Origin of the sequence: Nocardioides soli (assembly GCF_014191495.1) — a bacterium.
GTDB classification, from domain to species: domain Bacteria; phylum Actinomycetota; class Actinomycetes; order Propionibacteriales; family Nocardioidaceae; genus Nocardioides; species Nocardioides soli.
In genome coordinates, this window is record NZ_JACHWR010000001.1 from 1,984,624 (window position 1) to 2,003,921 (window position 19,298).

The window sequence follows — 19,298 nt, forward strand, 5'->3', positions numbered from 1 at the left end:
GGTCGCCCTCGGTAGGACTTCTCGGGCGCTCCCTGGGGTTCTCGGGTGTTGCATCGGCCGCGAAATGCGGGAATACCCGGCCCACCGGGTGTTCCCGCAGAGCGCCGGGACCACCCCGACCACAGCCGTGTCCTAGGATCCGGACGATGGCTGACCCGGCACTCACGAAGCTCATCGACGGCGCCTCCGAGCCCGTCGTGGTGCTCCACGACCCCGAGGTGCGGCTCCAGGGCCTGCCGGCGGGCGTGTCGCTGTCCACGACCGGGCACGACCTGCCGGACCTGCCCCACCGGTGGGGACTGGTCGTGCTCGCCTGCAGCGACGTGCTGTCGCTGCGCCGCTGGTCCTCGGTGCTGCCCGGTCTCGGCCGCACCCGGGTGGTCGCCTGCTGGCTGGCCGAGGCGGAGCAGCCGGTCGCGCTGGTGCCCCGCCCCGAGTGGCCGGCGCTGACCGCGCTGAACGCCCGCCGGGTCGCCAGCGGAGCGGCGCTGACCGTGGCCCGCTTCGAGAGCGGCGTGCGCGCCGAGCTGGTGCTCCGCGAGCTGGGGCGGGTCGCGGCGCCGGGGCGCGCGGCGTACGCCGGGCTGGTGGCCGCCACCACCGGGCCCGACCCCGCGGTGGCACCGCCCGCCGACCCGAGCCTGCAGGTGCTGGGCCGGGCGGCCGAGGCGGCCGACCCCGACCGCACGATCCCGCCCGACGTGGTGCTCGGCGTGGTGCTCGGCGACACCGGCGCGCTGCCCGCCCACCACGTGATCGACCGATCGCCGGCGACGACGACCGACCCGCTGCTGCTGGGCGCACCGGTCGACGAGGCGGTGCTCAACCCCGCCGGCTACCTCAAGGACCCCGAGCACGGCATCGCCACGCTGGCGTCGGCCTCCGCCGAGGTCCTGACCCTGCGCGGCGACGGGCTCGACCACGAGCTGCGCGCCGACGGCGGCGCCACCCCGACCGCGGTGCGGCTGCTGCGCGGGCATCGCGGCGTCCGGGTGTGCTGGCCGCAGGCCGCCCCGGAGCGCCTCGCGCACACGGTCGCGGGTCTGGCCGCCGCGGGCGTGCCGCTGGTCGCCGACGACGTGCCGGCCGGCGCCCGGGCCGCGCTCGGCGACCGCATCGCCGACCTGCTGCTGGCCGGGCCGGACCTCGCGGCCTCGCTGCCCCGCGACGAGCACAGCGTGCGCCTGCGGCGAGCGGGCCTGCTCGAGCACTCCACGATCGCCTGGCGGGGCCGGCTCGCCGCCGCGGCCGGGCTGCCATACCAACCCTTTCCGAGCGTCAGCGTGGTGCTGGCGACCAAGCGCGAGCACATGCTCGAGCACGCGCTGCGCCAGGTGGCCAAGCAGCGCGGCGCGGAGGTCGAGGTCGTCGTGGCCGCCCACGGCTTCGAGGCCGACCCGGCCCTGGTGCGCGCGCACGTCGGCGACCGGTTCGCGCTGCGCGGCTTCGACGAGCCGACGTTCTTCGGCGACGTGCTCAACGGTGCCGTCGCCGCGGCCTCCGGCGACCTGGTGCTGAAGATGGACGACGACGACTGGTACGGCCCCGACTTCGTCGCCGACCTGCTGCTCGCACGGCACTACTCCGGCGCCGAGATCGTCGGCACCACCGTCGAGTACGCCTACCTGGCGCCGATCGACCGCACCGTGCGGCGCCGCGACGACAGCGAGCGGATCGCCCAGTTCGTCGCCGGCGGCTCGATCATGACCGACCGCGACTCGCTCGCCAAGGCCGGCGGCTTCCGGCGGGTGCGCCGCTACGTCGACGCGCAGCTGCTCGACGCGGCCCGCCAGCAGGGCCAGTCGATCTACCGCAGCCACGGACTCGGGTACATGCTCCGGCGGACGGCCGCCGGCCACACCTGGGACCCCGGGCTCGACTACTACCTCTCCGAGGACCGGCTCGAGGAGTCGTGGGACGGGTTCCGGCCGAGCGCGCTGCTCGAGTACGCCGACGCGGAGCTGCCCGCGGAGGCGAGGGGGTGAGCCGCCAGCCCCGGCTGAGCGCCAACGACTGGCGACCGCTCGCTCCCCCGCGGCTGGGCGATTGGGAGCCGCGGCTGTCGGTCACCGTGGTGATCCCGGCGTACCGGCCGCACCGGCTGCCGCTCGTGCTCGCCGCGCTGGCCGCCCAGAGCTACCCGGACCACCTGCTCGAGGTCGTCGTCGTCGACGACCACTCCGACCCGCCCGTCGAGCTGCCGGAGGTCCGCCCGGCCAACACCCGCCTGCTGACGACCGAGCATCGGTGGTCGAAGTCCAACACCTGCCGCACCGGCATCGAGCGCAGCGACGGCGACGTCCTCCACTTCCTCGACAGCGACATGGTGCCCGACCACCGCGAGGTCGAGGCGCACCTGCGCTGGCACCACCTGATCGACTACGCCGCGGTGCTCGGCTTCCGGACCTTCGTCGCCGAGGACGCGCTCGACCACGTGACCCCGGCGGCCCTGCGCGACCACGTCGCCGGTGGCGCCGACGTGCGCGCGCTGGTGACCGGTGACCAGGTGCCGCAGGAGTGGACCGAGCGGATCCTCGCCGAGACCGACGACCTCGCGAGCGCCGGCCCACGGGCCATGCGGCTGCACGTGGGCGCCTCGACGTCGGTCACCCGAGCGCTGGCCTCCAGCTCCGCCGGCCTGCCTCCCGAGCTCGACCTCGGCGAGGACATCGTGTTCGGCTACCGCCTGCGGGAGGCCGGCGCAGTCTTCGTGCCGGACCGGGCCGCCGCATCGGTCCACCTGGGCGAGTCGAGCGTGATGAGCCGGACCGCGCAGGTCAACCGCTTCAACCATCCCCACTTCGCCCAGCTGGTCCCGGAGTTCCGTGGACACCGCCGGGCGGTGCCGCGCTCCTACGCCGTGCCGTACGCCGAGGTCGTGCTGCCGGCAGACGGTGCCACCGCGGAGGAGGTCTGCGCGGTCGTCGACGCACAGCTCGCGTCGACGCTGCCGGACGTCGTGGTCACCCTGGTGGGCTCGTGGGACGACCCGGAGACCCGAGGACCGGTGCTGGACGACCCGCGGCTCGAGCAGCGCCTGGTGCGGGCGACGTACGAGCACGAGCCGCGCGTGCGCCTGGTGGCCGAGCCCGCGCAGCGGTCCGACGCGACCTTCCGCATCTCGCTCCCGGATGCCACGGCGTACCCCGTCGGCAAGGCCCTGGCGCAGCTGCTGCGGCGCATGGAGCTGGAGCACCTCGGGTGCGTCGACGTCGACCTGCCGCACGGCGGCACCGCGCGGGCGCTGCGCACGGCGGCGCACGCCCGGGCCCTGCGCACCGGCGCCGGCCCGGAGGAGTACGACGAGGCGCTCGCAGCCAGCTACCCGACCACGCGGATGCCGGCCGCCGACGCCGGCTTCGTCGCCGCCGCCGACGCACCGCCGGTCAAGCAGGTCCGCGGCCTGGTCGCCTGGGGTGTCACGAAGGCCGAGTAGGCCGGTGACGGCCGCCGGGACTGACCCGCCCTGCGGGTCGACGCGGATCCACCACCGACGACACGCACCGCTGCTACGGTCGTTCGACCATCACCGCGCTCGGGAGGCACCGGTTGCGATTCTCACGGACGGTCTCCGTCGTAGCTCTCGTCGCCGGAGCGCTGGCGATGAGCACGTCTCCCTCCGTGGCCACTCCCCCACCTTCGACCGAGTGGACGAACCCGCAACTGTTGTCCAATGACGACGAGCCGTTCGGGCTGGCGATCGCGCCCGATGGGTACGCCGTCGCCACCACCTGGCAGCCGAAGCCGAACGGTTGCGACGCGGAGCACTGCCCACCTGGAGAGTTCATCAAGGTCTGGGGACGCGAACCGGAGGGTCGATGGCTCAACGGACAGAACGTCGGCTCGAACGGTCTACAGGTCGCATTCGACGCGGCGAGCAACGGATGGGCGGCCTGGATCGACCAGGGGTGGTCCACGCCCGCGACCCTGATGGTGGCCAGTCGACCCGCCGGTGGCCAATGGGCCACCCGCGAGACCGTCGCCAGCGGACCCTCGGTGAGCGACTTCCGGCTCTTGGTCACGGACACCTCGACACCGGTGCTCTGGCGATCCGCACCCGCGACGGACGGCTACCAGCTCGACACCATGTCGCGGACCTCGACCGGGTGGGAAGCGACGACCAAGGCGACGGCCGGCCCCGCAAGTCTCCGGGCCGGGGTCGCCGGCACGCTGCGCGCGGTCTGGGTGCAGGGGTCCACCGGGCAGGGCAGCGCACTGGTCGCGACGGAGCGACGGGCAGACGGCACCTGGACACGGGACATGGTGGTCCTGCGGTCGAGCTCCGGTCTGTCCGATCCGGCCTGGATCGGACCTCACGCCGTGGCGCTGACCACGAGCGCCGGCGGTCGGGTGATCGCCACCGAAGGCCCCGACGGGTCCTGGGAGACGCATCCGGCGTTCCCCGCGAAGCCTCACTGGTCGGCTGCATACGAGGCCGCCGGAGTGGTGACCGTCGCGTGGCTGACCCCCGAAGGCGAGGTCCGGGCGCGACACGGCCGGGTCGACGGCCGATGGTCCTCACCGAAGACGCTCGGGCGGTTGGCGAGGTCGGCCCGCCTCGTCGTCGACTCACGGGGCAATGCGAGCCTGTTCTGGGTCAAGGACGACGACGACTACAGCACCCGCTACGCCCAGCGTCCCGTCGGCACCGGGTGGACGGCGACAGGTCGGCCGCCTCCTCCCGTCGACCGTGGCGGCGTCATGTACGGCTACGTCGTCGCGGCGGTGGATGGCGCCGACACCGTCACCGTGGCCGCCGCAAGCTCGGAGAACCCGGGCTGGCCCTACCTCCACACGGCCGATCTGGTCACCCCCGTGGCGCTCACCCGGATCCGCGCCACACCGCCAGGCAACTGGGCGACGTCGACCTCGTTCCGGGCCGGGTGGCGGACGACCTGGCTGCGAGCCGGGAACCACGACGTCCGTGCTCGGGTGCGGTCGATCGACGGCCGGACCACCGGCCCGCGCCGGCTGGCCAGCGGTGTCCGGGCCGGCACGAAGATCCTGCACGCGAAGTCCGGGCGCACCTACTGCCTGAGCGCCCGCGCCCACGCCGGACCGACGACCGGGCCGTGGGGAGAGGAGACGTGCGTGTCCACACCGCTGGACGACCGGGCCCTCTCCCGCAGCGCCGGCTGGACCCGCGCCGGCAGCACGAGCACGACCCGAAGCCGCGGCGCGACGCTGGTCAGTCCTCGGATCCGGGGCAGCCGCTTCGCGCTGCTGGTCCGGCCGTCGGCCGACGCGGGCACCGTGCGGGTCACCTTCGACGGCCGCCGCCTAGGCACCCGCCGGCTGATCGCGGGCCGCCCGGGCCGGCCCCGCGTGATCGCCCTGGGCGGGTTCAGGAGACCACGGCACGGCAAGCTCGCCATCACCGTGGTCTCCTCCGGCGAGCCGGTCCGCATCGACGGGATCTACGCCCGCTGACCGAGCGCAGCCGACCGGTCGAGGACGAGGACGAGGACCTCAGTCGGTCCAGACCCGGACCCAGTCGACGTCGGTCGTCTGCGGCAGGTCCGACGCGGACGGCAGGTGCTCGAACTCGTAGTTGGAGCTGAGGTTGCTCAGGATCAGGAACTGGTCCACGCCGGAGACCCCTTCGTCCAGGGTCGTGGTCACCTGTCCGTCGATCCGGAAGGTGTACCCGTCGGGCGTCCACTCGACGGAGAACACGTGGTAGCGCTTCCACCAGTTGTCGCCGAACCGCTCCGGATCCTTGATCCAGTTGCCGCTCTTGACCCGCTCGCCGCCGTCGATGTAGTGGACGTAGCTGGCCAGCCCCGAGTGGTGCGGGTGTCCGAACCACTCGATGACGTCGATCTCGGCGCCGGTCTCGGCGGCGTCGCCCGTCGCGGCGCCCGCGCTCGGCTGCATCCAGAAGGCGGAGTGCTGCCCGCGCTTCTCGTGGAACTTCATCCGTGCGGCGGCGAAGCCGTACTGGAACCCATAGCTGCCCTGGGTGCCGATGTTGGAGTTCAGCCGGAAGGCGTACTCGTCCCCCTGGTAGGTACACGTGTCGTCGCGCTCGGGGTCCAACGCGACCGACAGCTCGACGACGCCGTCGCGCACCTCCACCATGCTCGGGTCCGACTTCGAGCAGGACCGCGCCTCAACGGTGTCGTACCCCTGGAGACGCTGGTTCCAGACGGGCTGGAGCTGGTCGCCCTCGAACTCGTCGCTGAAGTCGAGCCGGTCGTCCCACATCGCCGTGTCGAGCTTGTCGCTGTGCTCGTCCCCGGTGACGAGTCGGTAGCTCTGCGGCTCGCCGTCGACGAGGTACGGCGCGGAGAAGGTCACCGCGCCGTCGTCATCCTGCTTGGCCGTGTCGAGGTCGCTCCAGTCACCGCCGTCGCGCACCTGGAGCGTGACCTTCTCGCCCTCGGCCGCAGGCTCGACGACGCCCTCGACGACGACGTCGGCCCGGTCGGCCGGCCGGGCCTTCTTCCCGGAGTCGCTCAGCGGGGGGAGCAGGCGGGCCTGCACCGCAGCGCCGTCACCACCGCCTTCGTCCTTCTTGTCGTCGGAGGAGCACGCCGCCAGGGCCAACGCGGCGGTCGCCGCGACCACGAGGGTCGCGGCGACCGGTCGACGTGCCCGCGTCGCGCGAACGGGGCGCGTCACAGGTCCCAGACCCGCACCCAGTCGACGGACGAGCCCTGGGGCAGCTTGCTCTCGCTCTTCAGGTACTTGAGCTGGTAGTCCGAGCTCAGCTGGCTGAGCAGCAGGAACTGCTCGCGACCGGAGACGCCCTTGTTGATGACGCTGGTGACCTGGCCGTCGATGTAGAACGTGTAGGACTTGGGGGTCCACTTCACGGAGAACACGTGGTACTTCTTCGACCACTTGTTGCCGTACTGCTGCGGCTGCTTGATCCAGGAGCCGACCTTGACCCCCTTGCCCGGCTTGGGCACGTAGTGGATGTAGCTCGAGAGACCACCGGAGGGGTGCCCCTCACCGAACCACTCGATGACGTCGATCTCGGCGCCGGTCTTCTTGGCGTTGCCGTGCTCGGCGTTGCGGGAGTTCGGCTGCAGCCAGAAGCCGAAGTGCTGGCCGCGCAGGCTGTTGAGCTTCACCCGCGCGGCGGCGTAGCCGTACTTGAAGGCGAACGCACCCTGGGTGCCGATCATCGCGTTGGTACGCCACGCGTAGCTCTTGCCCTGGTAGCTGCACCGGCCGTTCTTCGTGGTGTCCTTGGCGACCATCAGCCGCGCGACGCCCTTCGACACCGACGTGTTGGCGGCGTCCGTGCGCGAGCACTTGCGCAGTGCGGCGTGGCCGTAGTCCTGCTCACGGAAAGACCACGGCGTGGGGTCGATGGTGCTGCCGGAGAACTCCTCGGAGAACTTCTCCTTGTAGGTCCACTTCAGCGTCGAGACCGACTTGCTGAGCGTGGTCTTCATGCCCGAGCCGGTCGACCGCAGCCGGTAGGTGACGGCCTTGCCCTTGACGAGGTACGGCGCGTTGAACAGCACGGCGCCCTTCTGGTCCTGACGGGCGGTGCCTGCCTTGACCCACTTCTTGCCGGCCTTGCGGTCGAGGATGACCGTGCGTCCCGCCTTCTTCGGCCGGAACGTTCCCGTGACGACGACCTTGGCCTGGTCGGCGCTGCCGGCACGCTTGCCCGCGCCGGAGATAGGTGGCAGCAGGTCGATCTTGACCCGCTGCGCGTTGGCCTTCTTCTTCTGGACGTGCTTGACACTGTCGGGCGCGGCACCGGCGGGTGCCTCGACGGCGGCGACGGCGAGGCCGGCTCCGACGGTGAGCGCCAGCGCAGCGGCGAAAGTACGGAAGGAAGTCATGAGGTCCAATCGGTCAGTCGAGCTCTGCACCCGACGGGCGGTGAGTAGATCTCGGCAGGGGCAGCGCCATGATAGGTACATTCAAGGGCGTGACCCCAACTGGCGGCGCACGTCGGTGTGCCGCGCCGGGGACGACCAGAGGGAGAGTTCATGACGGAGATCGCACGCCCGGCGACGTCGGGCCGGCGGGTCGTCATGATCGTCGGATCGGGTCGCAGCGGCACCAGTGTGATGGCCTGCACGCTCCAACAGCTAGGCATGCGGGTACCGCAGCCCGAGGTGCCGGCCGACGAGACGAACCCCAAGGGGTTCGGCGAGTCCCAGTGGCTGGTGGACTTCCACGACCGGCTGCTCCAGCGGGCCAACGTCACGGTCTCCGACGCCCGTCCGCGGGCCTGGTTCTCCACGAGCAAGCAGAGCACGCACGAGCGCTTCCGGCGCCAGGCGAGCATGTGGCTCGAGCGCCAGTTCGAGGAGGCCGACGAGGTCGTCCTCAAGGACCCGCGGCTGGTGTGGTTCCTGGGCCTGTGGGAGAGCGCTGCGCTGCACCTCGGCGTCACTCCGGTCTTCATCAGCATGCTGCGGCCGCCGGCCGAGGTGATCGGCAGCAAGCACCACCACTACTCCTCGCGGGTCAGCCTCGAGAGCCGGGCCGCCTCCTGGGTCAACCTGGTGCTGCACACCGAGCGCGCGACGCGCGGCAAGGCCCGGGCATTCGTGCGCTACCACGACCTGCTCTCCGACTGGACCGTCCCCGTGCACCGGCTCGGTGAGGACTTCGCCCTCGACGCCGTGCTCTCGGCCTCCGCGAAGGACCTGCGCGGGGTCTACGACCTGATCGACCCGTCGCTCTACCGGGTGCGCTCGGCGGACCTGGAGGTGCCGATCCGGGGCCGCCTCAAGGTGCTGATGGACGGCACCCAGGAGCTTGCCGAGCGGCTCGCCGACGGCAAGGACGACGCCGAGGCGCACGCCGCGTCCGACGAGCTGCGGGCCGACTACCTCGACCTCTACGAGCAGGCGGAGGCGATCGCCGACTCCACCACGCAAGCGGTGGGCCGCAAGCTGCGCAAGCGACACGCCCGGACCATCGAGCAGGCCGTCGCCGAGGCGCTCGAGGCGAGGTCCGAGTCCGCTGCGACCGCGGAGCCGCTGACCCGACGCCAGCGCAACCTCCTGCGACGAGGGAACTGACCACTATGACCGCACTCACGACCGGCATCGGCATCCCGGGGACCGCCGACGACTCCGACGTCTCCGACGACCGGGTCACCCGCAACCGCGAGGGTGAGCCCGCCTACGACATCCACTGGCCCTGGCACCGCCCCCAGCGTCCCGGCCTGACCGCGGTGCTCCGGGTGCGCAACGAGGCCCACAACCTGCCCTGGGTGCTGCCGCCGCTGCTGGAGGCCGTGCCCTACGTCGTCATCGTCGACAACCAGTCCTCCGACGGCACTCTGGAGACCGCACAGCGGATCGTCGCCGATCTCGGGGCGTCGGACCGCGTGACGCTCACGTCGTACCCCTTCGTGGTCAGCCGCTGCGGCCCCGAGCACCTGGCCACCCCAGCCGACTCGGTGCACAGCCTCACCCACTTCTACAACTGGTCGTTCTCGCACGTGACCACGGCGTACGCCATGAAGTGGGACGGCGACATGGTGCTCACCCCCGAGGGCGTCGCGGCGGTGCGCGACCTGTCCTGGCAGCTCGAGGGCGAGGAGGTGATGGTGCTCTTCCCCCGCCTGCCCCTCTACATCGAGTCCGAGTCGGTCGGCTACCTCGACGCCAGCTCGCGCAACATGGAGCCGTGGATCCACCCGGTCGGACCGGCGTACACCTTCGTCAAGGGCTTCGACTGGGAGGTCTGGCAGCACCCCGACGACATGGAGCGCCTGGTGATGCCCCTCGGCACGTTCGTCGAGCTGAAGTGGCTCGACCACGACGAGTTCGCGCACTGGACGGACCCGAGCGCCTTCACCGACAACCGGTCGCCGCGCAAGGTGCGGGAGTACCACGTCCACTCCACGCTCCGCGACGGTCGCGCCGACGAACTCGACCACGTCTTCCGGATCGAGGCGCCGCCCGGCGTGCACATCGTCGACCACGCCGCCCGAATCTGGCTGCCGCGGCACGCGCGCGGGCTGCCCCAGCCGGCCCGACGCGGCAACGCCGACGGCGAGGGCGAGGAGTCGTAGCCGATCGGCAGGACCGGAGCCGCAGGGCGGCGCGGATCGCTCACTCCAACCGGTGCCGCCAAGCGGGCGACGTCACGTGGATCGCCACGCCCGCCATGCCGGCGACGAAGAGCAGGATCGTCGCCTTGGCGAACCAGTCGGGCAGCAGCGTCGAGACCAGGACCGTCGCGACGTGCAGGATCAGCGCGAACGGGATCCAGCGGGCCACCGTGCGGGCGCGGAGCAGGGCGATTCCGAGCAGCAGTTCGCCGGCGAGGAAGCCGACGATCCAGGCGTACAGGAAGACCAGCAGACCCGTGTTGTGGGCCACCTCGTCGAGGCCGCCGTCGACGATGGTGTCGGTCTCGACGAGGGCCCGGAAGAAGACCATCAGCATCGCGAAGCCGGCGGTGCCGATGAAGCCGAGCTCCAGCACCACCGCGCTGACCAGACCGAGCATCCGGCCGCGGTGCTCGAAGAGCGTGACGATCGCGGGGAGCCCGAGCGTCAGGCAGACCGAGGCGACGAAGTAGATCGCCGCGGCCGCCATCCAGACCCCGCCCCGCTGCTGCACCACGCGCAGCGTCTCCGCCGTGCCGTCGCTCGACGGCAGCAGGATGGAGCCGAGCGCCAGGGCCAGGGCGCCGGTGAGCAGGAGCGCCGCCGAGACCGGCAGCCAATCCGTCCGCACTGCCACACCGTAGAGGCACGACGGATCGCCCAGCCACGAATCGCCGAGCAGAGCCGCTCAGCTACACCACGTGGGTGAAGGAGTCGGTGAGGGAGTCGCCGAGGCGGTGCACCTTCCCGACCGCCGAGTCGGTCGGGATCAGCTGCACCTCGTCGCACCCGAGGTCCTCGATCCGGCGCAACAGGTCGCGCAGCTCCTCGGGGGAGCCCGCGAACCCGGCCGAGGCGGCGAGCGCGTCGACGTGCCGCTCGGGGATCCAGTTCATGTAGTGGCGCAGGTGCCGGCGGAGTTGCTCGCGCGCCTCCTCCGGTGGGCCGAGCGCGAACCAGAACGACGTGGTCAACCGCGGCGCGGGCCGCCCGGCCTCCGCCCAGGCGGATCGGGTGAGGTCGAAGACCCGCGACATCTCCGCCAGGTCGACGTCGAGCGACATCCCGGCGAGGCCGTCGGCCCAGGCCGCGGCGCTGCGGATCGTGCGCGGGCCGAGGGTGCCGACCAGCAGCTCCGGCCCGCCGGCCTGCACCGGCAGCGGACCGATCGGACGGGTCGCCTCGACGACCTGCTCACCGGCCCACACCCGCTTCATCACCGCCACCCGTGCGGCCATCTCGGCCATGGTCTTCGTGGTCGGCGAGGCGCCGGCCGCGCGGTAGTCCTCCTCGCGCCCGCCGACGCCGAGGCCCACCGTGAGCCGTCCGTCGCAGAGCTGGTCGCCGGTGGCGAGCGCCTTGGCGAGGGAGACCGGGTCGTGCAGCTGCGGCACGACGACCGTGGCGGTCAGGCGCACCCGCGCCGTCCAGGCGGCCACCGCGCCGAGCAGGGTCAGCGAGTGCGGGTTGTCGAAGGCCATCCGCTCGCCCCAGCACAGCGACGACCATGGCCCGTCGTCGATCGCCCGCGACCACGACTCGAGGGTCGTCGCGCCCGAGGCCCAGACGTCGGGCTCCATCACCGGCAGCGTCATTCCCACCTGCATGCCGGTCACCCTCCCACGACCGCCTCGAAGATCCGTCCGTTCTCGGGAACATCGTCGAGCGCGGTCGAGCGTCGCGCTCCGGTCGCGCGGGCGGGGTCGGTCTCGTCGAGCTCGGTCACGCCGCACCACCGCCACGGCAGGCCGGCGGCGCCGGTGACGTACGGCGCGTCCATCAGCTGGAAGTGCAGGTGCGGCTCGGTGGTGTTCCCGGTGTTGCCCACCTCGGCGAGCTGCTGCCCGCCTGCTACCCGGTCTCCGACCCGTACGACGGCGGAGCCGCGGCGCAGGTGGGCGTACGCCGACCACACGCCGTCGCCGTGATCGACCACGACGTGGTTGCCGAGGATCCTCGACGCGCCACCGAGCTCGCGGAAGAAGGCCTCGACCACCATCATCCAGACCAGCGTCGGCCAGGTGTCACGACCGCGGTGGTCGCGCAGCCGGTCCCGCACCGTCACGACCGTGCCGGCGGCGACGGCGTACACCGGCTCACCGTAGGACGAGTACGCCGTGGCCGGCCGCGTGCGCAGCCCCCACCCGAGCCTCGGCTTCACGGCGGTGCGACTCGGGTGCAGCAGGTCGACGGCGTACGCCTGTCCGTAGGAGCGCACCCCGTGGCTGGGCACTCGGCTGCCCGGTCCGTTGACGGCGACCCAGCGTCCGTGCACCGGCGACCCGGTCTCGACCGGACCCCGACCGGCCCGCGGCGGACCGACGAAGGCCAGCGCGAGGATGGCCACCAGCACGACGAAGGTGGCGGTCCACGGTGTGTCCAGGACCGTCGAGGTGAGCACCACGCCGGCCACGAACAGCGCCAGCCAGAGTCGGCGCATCCGCGCGACGCGGCGCCGGACGGAGTCGAGCGGGGTGTTCATCGGTGTGCTCCTCGGGCGATCGACATCAGGAACTCCTCGGGGCGGCGGGCGACGAGGTCGCCCTCGCGCAGGTTCGTCACGGGGCGTCGGGGCGACCCTGGACCGGAACCGTCGTGCGCGCGCCGGCGAGGTCGGCCGGGAGCGGGAGCACGGACCAGACCGTGCCTCCCCGCGGGCGGACCAGCAGGCTGACCTGCGAGAGATCGGCGGCCGGCCCGGCCGGGCACGAGATCTGGAAGCCGCAATCCGGGGGCGCGCCCGGGTGGACCCGAGCGACGTCCGGGCGCGAGGTGCGGAGCACGGCGTCGGGCGGCCATTCGTGGCCGGCGGCGTCGCGGAACGCGAACTCCAGCTCCGAGTCGGTGTTGACGAAGTAGGCCCAGCCGGCCACGTTAGCGGCACCGCCCTCGGCCCGGCTCACCTCGTCGACGTGCCACTCGAGATGGTGGTCCCACCCTGGATATCGGCGGTCGAGCTCGGGCACGGACAGGCCACGGAAGGCGCCGCGCAGCCGCTCCATGACGCCCCGATCGGCGACCGCCGCCTCGAGCACGGACTCGGCGCGACGACGTACGTGCAGCTCGGCGTCCTGCACCAGCTCGTCGACACCCGCCGCCGCTCGGAAGCGAGCCAGCGCCTCGAAGTAGTCGGTCAGCCCCGGTGTCGGTAGGTCCAGGCCCAGGGTGGGACCACGGTACGCGACGTACCCGCGACGATTCGTCCGGTACAGCGAGTCGGTCGGTGACCGGCGGATCACCTTCGTCAGGGAGCCGACGTACTCGGTCTCGGACCGGTGGATCGCGTGGAGCACGAAGGCCTCCGGCAGCCGGTCGGAGTCGACCCGGTGGTCCGCCGGCACGAAGCTGCCCCACTGCTGCGCCCGCTCGTCGACCAGGGGGAACGGGTCGCGGACGAGCAACCGGGTGCCCGAGGTCGTCCGGGCCGTGTGCGGCCGGAACTGGACGGCCCGGTCGTCGAGGCGGACGACGGACTTCACGTGCGGATCCGGCCGGACCCGCGTCGGGTCCGCGAGCGGGTGGCTGAACGCCGCACGGGCGTGGTCGGGGACATCGAGGTACCACGGGAACGACACGACGTTGACCTCGGAGTCGCCGGGCAGGAAGTCGTGGATGCCGGACGCGAAGTCGCGCGGCAGCCAGTACTCGTCGAGGTCGAGGAACGCGATGTGCGTGTAACCCTCGCGGGCCGCCTTCCTCGCCTGCCTGGTGTAGGCGCGGTACTGGAAGTACTTGCCGCGGTGGACCGAGTCCTTCAGGAGGTCGTCCGCGTCGCGGAGCTCGACCCGGTCATCGACCGCGCGGAGGCCCCGCAGGATCTGCAGCGACGGATCGTGGGACCCGTTCACCCAGATCTCGACTCCGTCGAAGCCGAAGCGGAGGTGGTGGAACACCCAGTCCACGAGGTAGGGACCCTCGTTCATGGCGATCGCGCACAGCTTCACGCGCCCCGACATCGCGTCAGGGTACCCCTCACGGCGGGGACGGCCGCAACCCCCGCGCGCCCCGGCGTCGAGAGCAGGAGCACCGGCGTCAGCCGCGCCGGAACCACCGCCGCCGCGTCGGCTCGGTGGCGTGGTCGCGCTCGAGCGCGCGGATCCGGCGGCGCAGTCGCGAGACCCGCTTGCGGGACCACTCGAGCTGGCGGGCGACCTGGGCGAGCTCGGCGCGCGCGGCGATCTCGCGGGCGCCGGCCTCCGCCGCCTGCACGCGCAGTCGCCGCACCGTCGCCCGCAGCTCACCGACCTCACCGATCTCGCCGGCCCCGGGTCCGTCACCCGGCTCGCCCAGCGGGCGGCCGCTCAGGTCGACCCGGTCCTTGTACTGGTCGCGGCAGGCCAGCCGGTAGTCCGCCAGGGTGTCGCCGAAGTCGACCTCGGCCAACCGCTCGCGGAAGCGGCCGATCGCCCACTCGTAGAGCTGGAGGTCCCAGGTGCACACCTCGTGGACGACGTCGATCTCCTCCTGCGTCCACTCCTGCAGCAGCGGCCGGTGCGCGTTGCGCATGTCGGTGTGCCAGGCCGGCACGGACGGCAGCCCGCAGATGGCGGCGAAGGCCAGCACGCTCTCCTCGAAGTGCTCCGCGATCCCGAACCACGCCACGTCGCGCTCGATGTTCGCGATCGCGCGCTCGAGCTGCTCGGCCTGCGGCACCGCCGAGGGGTGCGGGGCATCCGGACCGTAGCCGATCGCGAACTGGCTCATCTGCGAGTGGTCGACACCCCGGGTGCCGCGCACCCAGTCGACGAAGCTCGGGAACGGCGCTCCGGGCTCGGCGCGCTCGGCCTTGTCACGCAGCCACTGATAGCAGGAGCGTGCCCGCGGCAACGGGTTGCGGAAGCCCGTCAGGAGCACCTGACGCTCCGGGTGCACGGGGTAGTCGCCGTACAGGTAGTGGCCGGCGAAGAAGCCCCGACCCGGCGCGTCGAGCCGCTCGCGGATCAGCCGCAGCCCGGCGCCGCGATAGGTGCACACGAACTCGTCGGCTCGCCCCGCCGCGGCGTACCCGCCGTACAGGGCCTCGGTCATCGCCATCGAGCCGCTCTTGTTGACCCCGTGGTAGACGACCTGGTCGGCCCGGAGGTGCTCGAGCCCCCGGACCGTCACCGGGAACAGCTCCGGCCCGCCGGCCTCAGGCACGACGGGCCACCAGGCGTACGACGATCGGGTCCTGGTCGCCCCGGGGCGCAAGCCCGGCGGCTTCGACGATCGACTCGACCTCGAGCCCGGCGGCAACGACCCGGCGCTCGAGCTCGGCCGGCACGGCGTACCGCCGGTAGTGCCCGTCGATCCGCTCGGTGCGGCTGAGCACCTCGCCGCGACGGGCCCCGCGATCGTTGATCGAGAGGCACTCGACGTAGACGCGACCGCCCGGCCGCAGCACCCGCGGCGCCGCCGCCCAGAGCTGCTGCTCCTCGTGCTCGGTCATCGCGTGCAGCACGAAGCGGGCGTGGACGGCGTCGAAGGCATCGGCCCAGGCGTCGGCGTGCTCGTCGATGCGCCCGGTCACCCAGGTACAGCCGGCGCCGGAGCGATCGTGCCGGGCTCGCTCGATCGCGGCGGGCGAGGCGTCCAGGCCGACCACGCGGTGGCCGAGCCCGGCCAGGTAGGCACTGTCGCGGCCGTCGCCCGAGCCGACGTCGAGCACGTCTGCGCCGGCGGGCAGCGCGTCTGCCACGACCCGCCCGAAGGGCGACGGCTCGGCGATCGCCGGCTCGGTCGAGTAGCGCTCCGCCCAGTACGCCGCACGGCCGTGGTCGGGGTCGACGACCGGGGTCGCGAGCACGGCCTCGACGATGCGCGCCGCCGCGTCCCGCGGGGTGACCGCGCCGTGGTTGGCGATGCGCAGGTCGGGATCGGTCGGCTCGTCGTAGGACGACTCCAGGTCGGGCTTCCCGCGGTAGACCCCCTTGGTCTCCGCGTCGCGGGCGAGCCGCACCTCGCGCGGCACGTCCAGGTAGGCGATGAACACACCGGGCACGTTCGCGCGCACCCACTGCCGGACCTCGTCGAACATGGCGACGGCGGAGATCACCACGACGGAGCCCTGGCTGGCGAGATGGCTGCAGAGCCGGAAGTAGACCCGGGCGAGCTCGCGACGGTCGGCGTCCTCGTATCCCCAGCGTCCGGCGAGGATGCCCCGCAGGTCGTCGCCGTCGAGGCACACGACCGACCGGACGCGCTCGCGCAGCGCGGCCTCGACGTGGCGCGCGACCGTCGTCTTGCCGGCACCGGAGTAGCCGGTGATCCAGACGACGCCCGGCCTCTCGACCGTCCCGGCGTGGCCCACCCGATCTCCCCTCTCCGGACAACCGTCGGAGGGTACCAACGCTGCGGCTCAGACCAGCCAGCGCGCCAGCAGGGTGCCGTCCTGCTCGAGCAGGGTGTGCAGCCGCAGCGGTACGTCGACGGGCGGGCCGGCCACGATCCGCGGATGCTCCCCGCCGATGACGCGCGGCACGATCGTCGTGCACAGCTCGTCGACCACGCCCGCGGCGAGCAGGTCGCGCAGCAGCGACGGCCCGCCCTCGCAGAGGATGTTCGACCAGCCGCGGTCGGCCAGCCCGCGCTTGAAGGCGGCGGCGTCACCGAGCGGCTCGACGAGCACGGAGCCGGGCGGCGCGCCACGGAGCCCCTCCGGCACCTCGCCGCTCCGGCTGATCACGACGATCGGCCGGTCGGCGGGCCCGTAGCCCTCGACGCGGGCGGTCCCGGCGCCGACCACGATCACGTCGGCGAGCGCACGGAGCCGGTCGAAGACCTGCTGGTCGACGGCGTTGTTGATCGAGCCGCTCCGGCCGGAGTCTCCGGTCGCGGCGCCGTCGAGCGTGGTGATCATGTTGACCCGCAGCCAGGGACCGTCGGTGCGGTCGGCCGGCACGGCGTACAGCTCGTCGAGGTCGTCGGTGTCGGGCCCGATCAGCACCCTCACCACGACCACCTCACCACGACCACCTCACCACGACCACCGCAGCACCCAGTACTGCACGCCGAACGGGTCGGCGTCGTAGTCCACGGTCGCCCGGTACTCCGCCGGCAGCACCTCGCGCAGCCGCCGGATCCCGTCGAGACTCCCCAGGAGGGTCTCCCCGAGGTCGAGCGGGGGCCAGTCCCGGTGGCTCGATGCCAGGGCGGCTCCCAGGGCGGCGTCGAAGTCGTGCGCCCGCTCGTCGAGGTGGCCCGGCGCCTTCTCACTGCGGCAGGCGGACCCGTTGCCGACGACGAGGTAGGAGGTCGCACGGGTGGTGGGCTCGAGGCTCGTCGCTGGCGCTCCTCGCACCTCAACCACCGATGACGGTGGTTGAGGTGCGAAGGCGTTCTGCGCCTGAGCCTCGAAACCACCCGACTCCTCGAGCAGGTACGCCGCCACCCGGGCGCCCTGATCGTCGGCCAGCACGGTGACGTCGGACCCCAGCCAGCGCACGGCGTCCAGGCACACGGCCCGCAGCTCGGACACGGGGTCGTCGAGCGACGCGTACTCGGGCAGCAGCGCGAGCACCCCCGGCACGAGGACGGCCCTCACTGCAGCCCCCGGATCGCCCGCCGCGGCGGGCGGCGCCCGGCGATCGACGACACCATGTCGACGACCTGCCGGGTCTCGACGACCTCGTGGACGCGGTAGATGCGCGCGCCGGCGAGCGCGCAGACGGCCGTGGCCGCCAGCGTGCCGACCAGCCGTGAGCCCACCGGCAGGTCGAGCGTCTCGCCGACGAAGTCCTTGTTCGACAGGGAGACCAGCACCGGCCAGCCGGTGTCGACCAGCTCCCCGAGCCGACGGGTGACCTCGAGCGAGTGGAAGGTGTTCTTGCCGAAGTCGTGGGCCGGGTCGATCACGATCGACTCCCGCGGCACACCCGCGTCGAGCGCGCGGGAGGCGTACGCCGTGGTGTCGGCGATCGCCGCGGCGACCACGTCGTCGTACTCGATCCGGTAGGGCCGGGTCCGTGGCGTCACGCCGCCGGTGTGGGTGCAGACGATCGCGGCGCCGCCCTCGGCGGCCGCGTCGACGAGCTCGGGGTCGGCGCCGCCCCAGGCGTCGTTGATCACGTCGGCGCCGGCCGCGCAGACCGCGGCGCCGACCGACGCGCGCCAGGTGTCGACGGAGATCACCAGCGAGGGGTACGCCGCGCGCACCCGGGCCACGAAGTCGACGACGCGGTCCTTCTCCTCGGCCTCGGAGATCTCGATGCCCGGCGCGGCCTTGATGCCGCCGATGTCGACGATCTCGGCGCCCTGCTCCGCGACGAGCGCGACCCGCTCGAACGCCTTGTCCTCGGCCCAGGTGGCGCCCTTGTCGTAGAAGGAGTCGGGCGTGCGGTTGACGATCGCCATCATCAGCGTGGCGTCGTCGTCGAAGGTGTGCCGGCCCAGCCGCAGGGTCACGGCGCCTCCACCGACGCCGCCGGCGGCCGCTCCTCGACCTGCGGACCGGTGCCCGCCCGGGCGAGGGCGGCCGCGAGGATCTGGGTGGCCATGCCGCTGAGATCGCGCAGCGACTGGTGCCGGTGGGCGCGGACGCCGAGGTCGACCTGGGCGATCGCGTCGAGGCCGCGGCTGCGCTGGGTGTCGACCAGCGCGGCCAGCTCCACGGCGTACTCGTGCGGCACGTGCAGGCTCTCGAAGAGCGACCGACGCACCGCCCACTCCCCCGCCAACGGCTGGTGCAGACCACCCAGCTCGGGGAAGAGCAGCCGGATCAGCGGCCGCGCGACCAGCTCGGTGACCCGGCCGCCCTCGAACGGGACGACGGACTCTCCCGAGACGAGCGGCCGCTCGTAGAAGCCCTTGACCAGCTCGACCCGGTCGTCGGAGAGCAGTGGGCCGAGCAGCCCGGGCACGAAGTGGGTGTCCCAGTCGACGAGGTCGGCGTCCATGAAGACGATCAGCTCGCCACGGGTGACGAAGAGCGACTTCCACATCGCCTCGCCCTTGCCCGGACGGGAGCCGAGGTCGGGCCGGATCTCGGCGGAGCGGTGCACGATCGCGCCGGCGTCGGCGGCCACGGCGTAGGTCTCGTCGGTCGAGTCGGAGTCGATCACGACGATCTCGTCGACGAGCTCGACCGTCTCGACCAGGGCGCCGCGGACCTTGGCGACGACGTCGCCGACGGTCGCGGCCTCGTTGCGAGCGGGGACCACGAGGCTGACGACCCGGTCGCGCTTGGCCGTCGTCAGCGCCTCACTGGTCCAGTCCGCCCAGTGGTGAGTGTGCCGCCGCGACCACCCGTCGAGGTCGGGCTGAGCGGTCACAGGCACCTGGC

General features: G+C 72.6%; 17 protein-coding genes. 5 read left to right on the plus strand and 12 right to left on the minus strand.

Annotated elements, in window-relative coordinates; genetic code table 11:
• Positions 1-146 precede the first annotated feature (146 nt).
• The 3 genes from FHU40_RS09835 (at position 147) to FHU40_RS09845 (ending at position 5,430) form a co-directional block, all read left to right on the plus strand.
• Positions 147-1,985: a glycosyltransferase family 2 protein gene (locus tag FHU40_RS09835; protein WP_183592006.1), complete on the plus strand. Its 1,839-nt coding sequence runs from the start codon at positions 147-149 to the stop codon at positions 1,983-1,985.
• Positions 1,982-3,436, plus strand: coding sequence for a glycosyltransferase (locus FHU40_RS09840; RefSeq protein ID WP_183592007.1), 1,455 nt, complete (start codon positions 1,982-1,984; stop codon positions 3,434-3,436). The genes FHU40_RS09835 and FHU40_RS09840 overlap by 4 nt, the downstream gene beginning before the upstream one ends.
• A gap of 230 nt (positions 3,437-3,666) precedes the next feature.
• Positions 3,667-5,430 (plus strand): hypothetical protein, encoded by a 1,764-nt coding sequence (locus FHU40_RS09845; RefSeq protein WP_183592008.1) that lies wholly within the window; start codon positions 3,667-3,669, stop codon positions 5,428-5,430.
• Between the two features lie 39 nt (positions 5,431-5,469).
• Here the strand turns inward: FHU40_RS09845 and FHU40_RS29435 are convergent, their stop codons facing one another.
• Together FHU40_RS29435 and FHU40_RS09855 are read right to left on the minus strand one after the other, a co-directional pair.
• A complete protein-coding gene (locus tag FHU40_RS29435) occupies positions 5,470-6,624 on the minus strand; it encodes a family 16 glycosylhydrolase (RefSeq protein WP_183592009.1) in 1,155 nt (384 codons plus the stop codon).
• Positions 6,621-7,805, minus strand: coding sequence for a glycoside hydrolase family 16 protein (locus FHU40_RS09855; protein WP_183592010.1), 1,185 nt, complete (start codon positions 7,803-7,805; stop codon positions 6,621-6,623). The genes FHU40_RS29435 and FHU40_RS09855 overlap by 4 nt, the downstream gene beginning before the upstream one ends.
• A 150-nt stretch (positions 7,806-7,955) precedes the next feature.
• Here FHU40_RS09855 and FHU40_RS09860 point away from each other — a divergent pair, with 150 nt between their 5' ends.
• Both FHU40_RS09860 and FHU40_RS09865 read left to right on the plus strand, forming a co-directional pair.
• Positions 7,956-8,999: a sulfotransferase family protein gene (locus tag FHU40_RS09860; protein ID WP_183592011.1), complete on the plus strand. Its 1,044-nt coding sequence runs from the start codon at positions 7,956-7,958 to the stop codon at positions 8,997-8,999.
• Positions 9,000-9,004: 5 nt separating this feature from the next.
• Complete coding sequence (locus FHU40_RS09865; RefSeq protein WP_221199547.1) at positions 9,005-10,000, plus strand: glycosyltransferase family 2 protein; 996 nt, start codon at positions 9,005-9,007, stop codon at positions 9,998-10,000.
• A 40-nt stretch (positions 10,001-10,040) separates the two neighbouring features.
• Here the strand turns inward: FHU40_RS09865 and FHU40_RS09870 are convergent, their stop codons facing one another.
• From FHU40_RS09870 to FHU40_RS09915, 10 genes are all read right to left on the minus strand, one after another.
• Positions 10,041-10,670: a hypothetical protein gene (locus tag FHU40_RS09870; RefSeq protein WP_183592012.1), complete on the minus strand. Its 630-nt coding sequence runs from the start codon at positions 10,668-10,670 to the stop codon at positions 10,041-10,043.
• 61 nt (positions 10,671-10,731) lie between these two features.
• Positions 10,732-11,646 (minus strand): LLM class flavin-dependent oxidoreductase, encoded by a 915-nt coding sequence (locus tag FHU40_RS09875; protein WP_221199548.1) that lies wholly within the window; start codon positions 11,644-11,646, stop codon positions 10,732-10,734.
• A 5-nt stretch (positions 11,647-11,651) separates the two neighbouring features.
• On the minus strand, positions 11,652-12,521 hold the full coding sequence (locus FHU40_RS09880; protein WP_183592013.1) for a M23 family metallopeptidase: 870 nt from the start codon (positions 12,519-12,521) through the stop codon (positions 11,652-11,654).
• Between the two features lie 76 nt (positions 12,522-12,597).
• The gene (locus FHU40_RS09885) at positions 12,598-13,995 is read right to left on the minus strand and encodes a glycosyltransferase family 2 protein (protein ID WP_183592014.1); all 1,398 of its coding nucleotides are present in this window, start codon (positions 13,993-13,995) and stop codon (positions 12,598-12,600) included.
• A 76-nt stretch (positions 13,996-14,071) separates the two neighbouring features.
• On the minus strand, positions 14,072-15,178 hold the full coding sequence (locus FHU40_RS09890; RefSeq protein WP_183592015.1) for a hypothetical protein: 1,107 nt from the start codon (positions 15,176-15,178) through the stop codon (positions 14,072-14,074).
• Entirely contained in the window at positions 15,171-16,328 is a 1,158-nt protein-coding gene (locus FHU40_RS09895; protein WP_183592016.1) for an adenylyl-sulfate kinase, read from the minus strand. Before FHU40_RS09895 ends, FHU40_RS09890 begins: the two co-directional genes overlap by 8 nt.
• 48 nt (positions 16,329-16,376) lie before the next feature.
• Positions 16,377-16,970: a dihydrofolate reductase family protein gene (locus tag FHU40_RS09900; RefSeq protein ID WP_183592017.1), complete on the minus strand. Its 594-nt coding sequence runs from the start codon at positions 16,968-16,970 to the stop codon at positions 16,377-16,379.
• A 24-nt stretch (positions 16,971-16,994) separates the two neighbouring features.
• Complete coding sequence (locus FHU40_RS09905) at positions 16,995-17,561, minus strand: class III extradiol ring-cleavage dioxygenase family protein (protein ID WP_183592018.1); 567 nt, start codon at positions 17,559-17,561, stop codon at positions 16,995-16,997.
• Positions 17,558-18,421, minus strand: a complete 864-nt coding sequence (gene folP / locus FHU40_RS09910; protein WP_215525377.1) for a dihydropteroate synthase — start codon at positions 18,419-18,421, stop codon at positions 17,558-17,560. Before folP ends, FHU40_RS09905 begins: the two co-directional genes overlap by 4 nt.
• Positions 18,418-19,293, minus strand: a complete 876-nt coding sequence (locus FHU40_RS09915; protein WP_343057808.1) for a glucosyl-3-phosphoglycerate synthase — start codon at positions 19,291-19,293, stop codon at positions 18,418-18,420. Before FHU40_RS09915 ends, folP begins: the two co-directional genes overlap by 4 nt.
• Positions 19,294-19,298 lie beyond the last annotated feature (5 nt).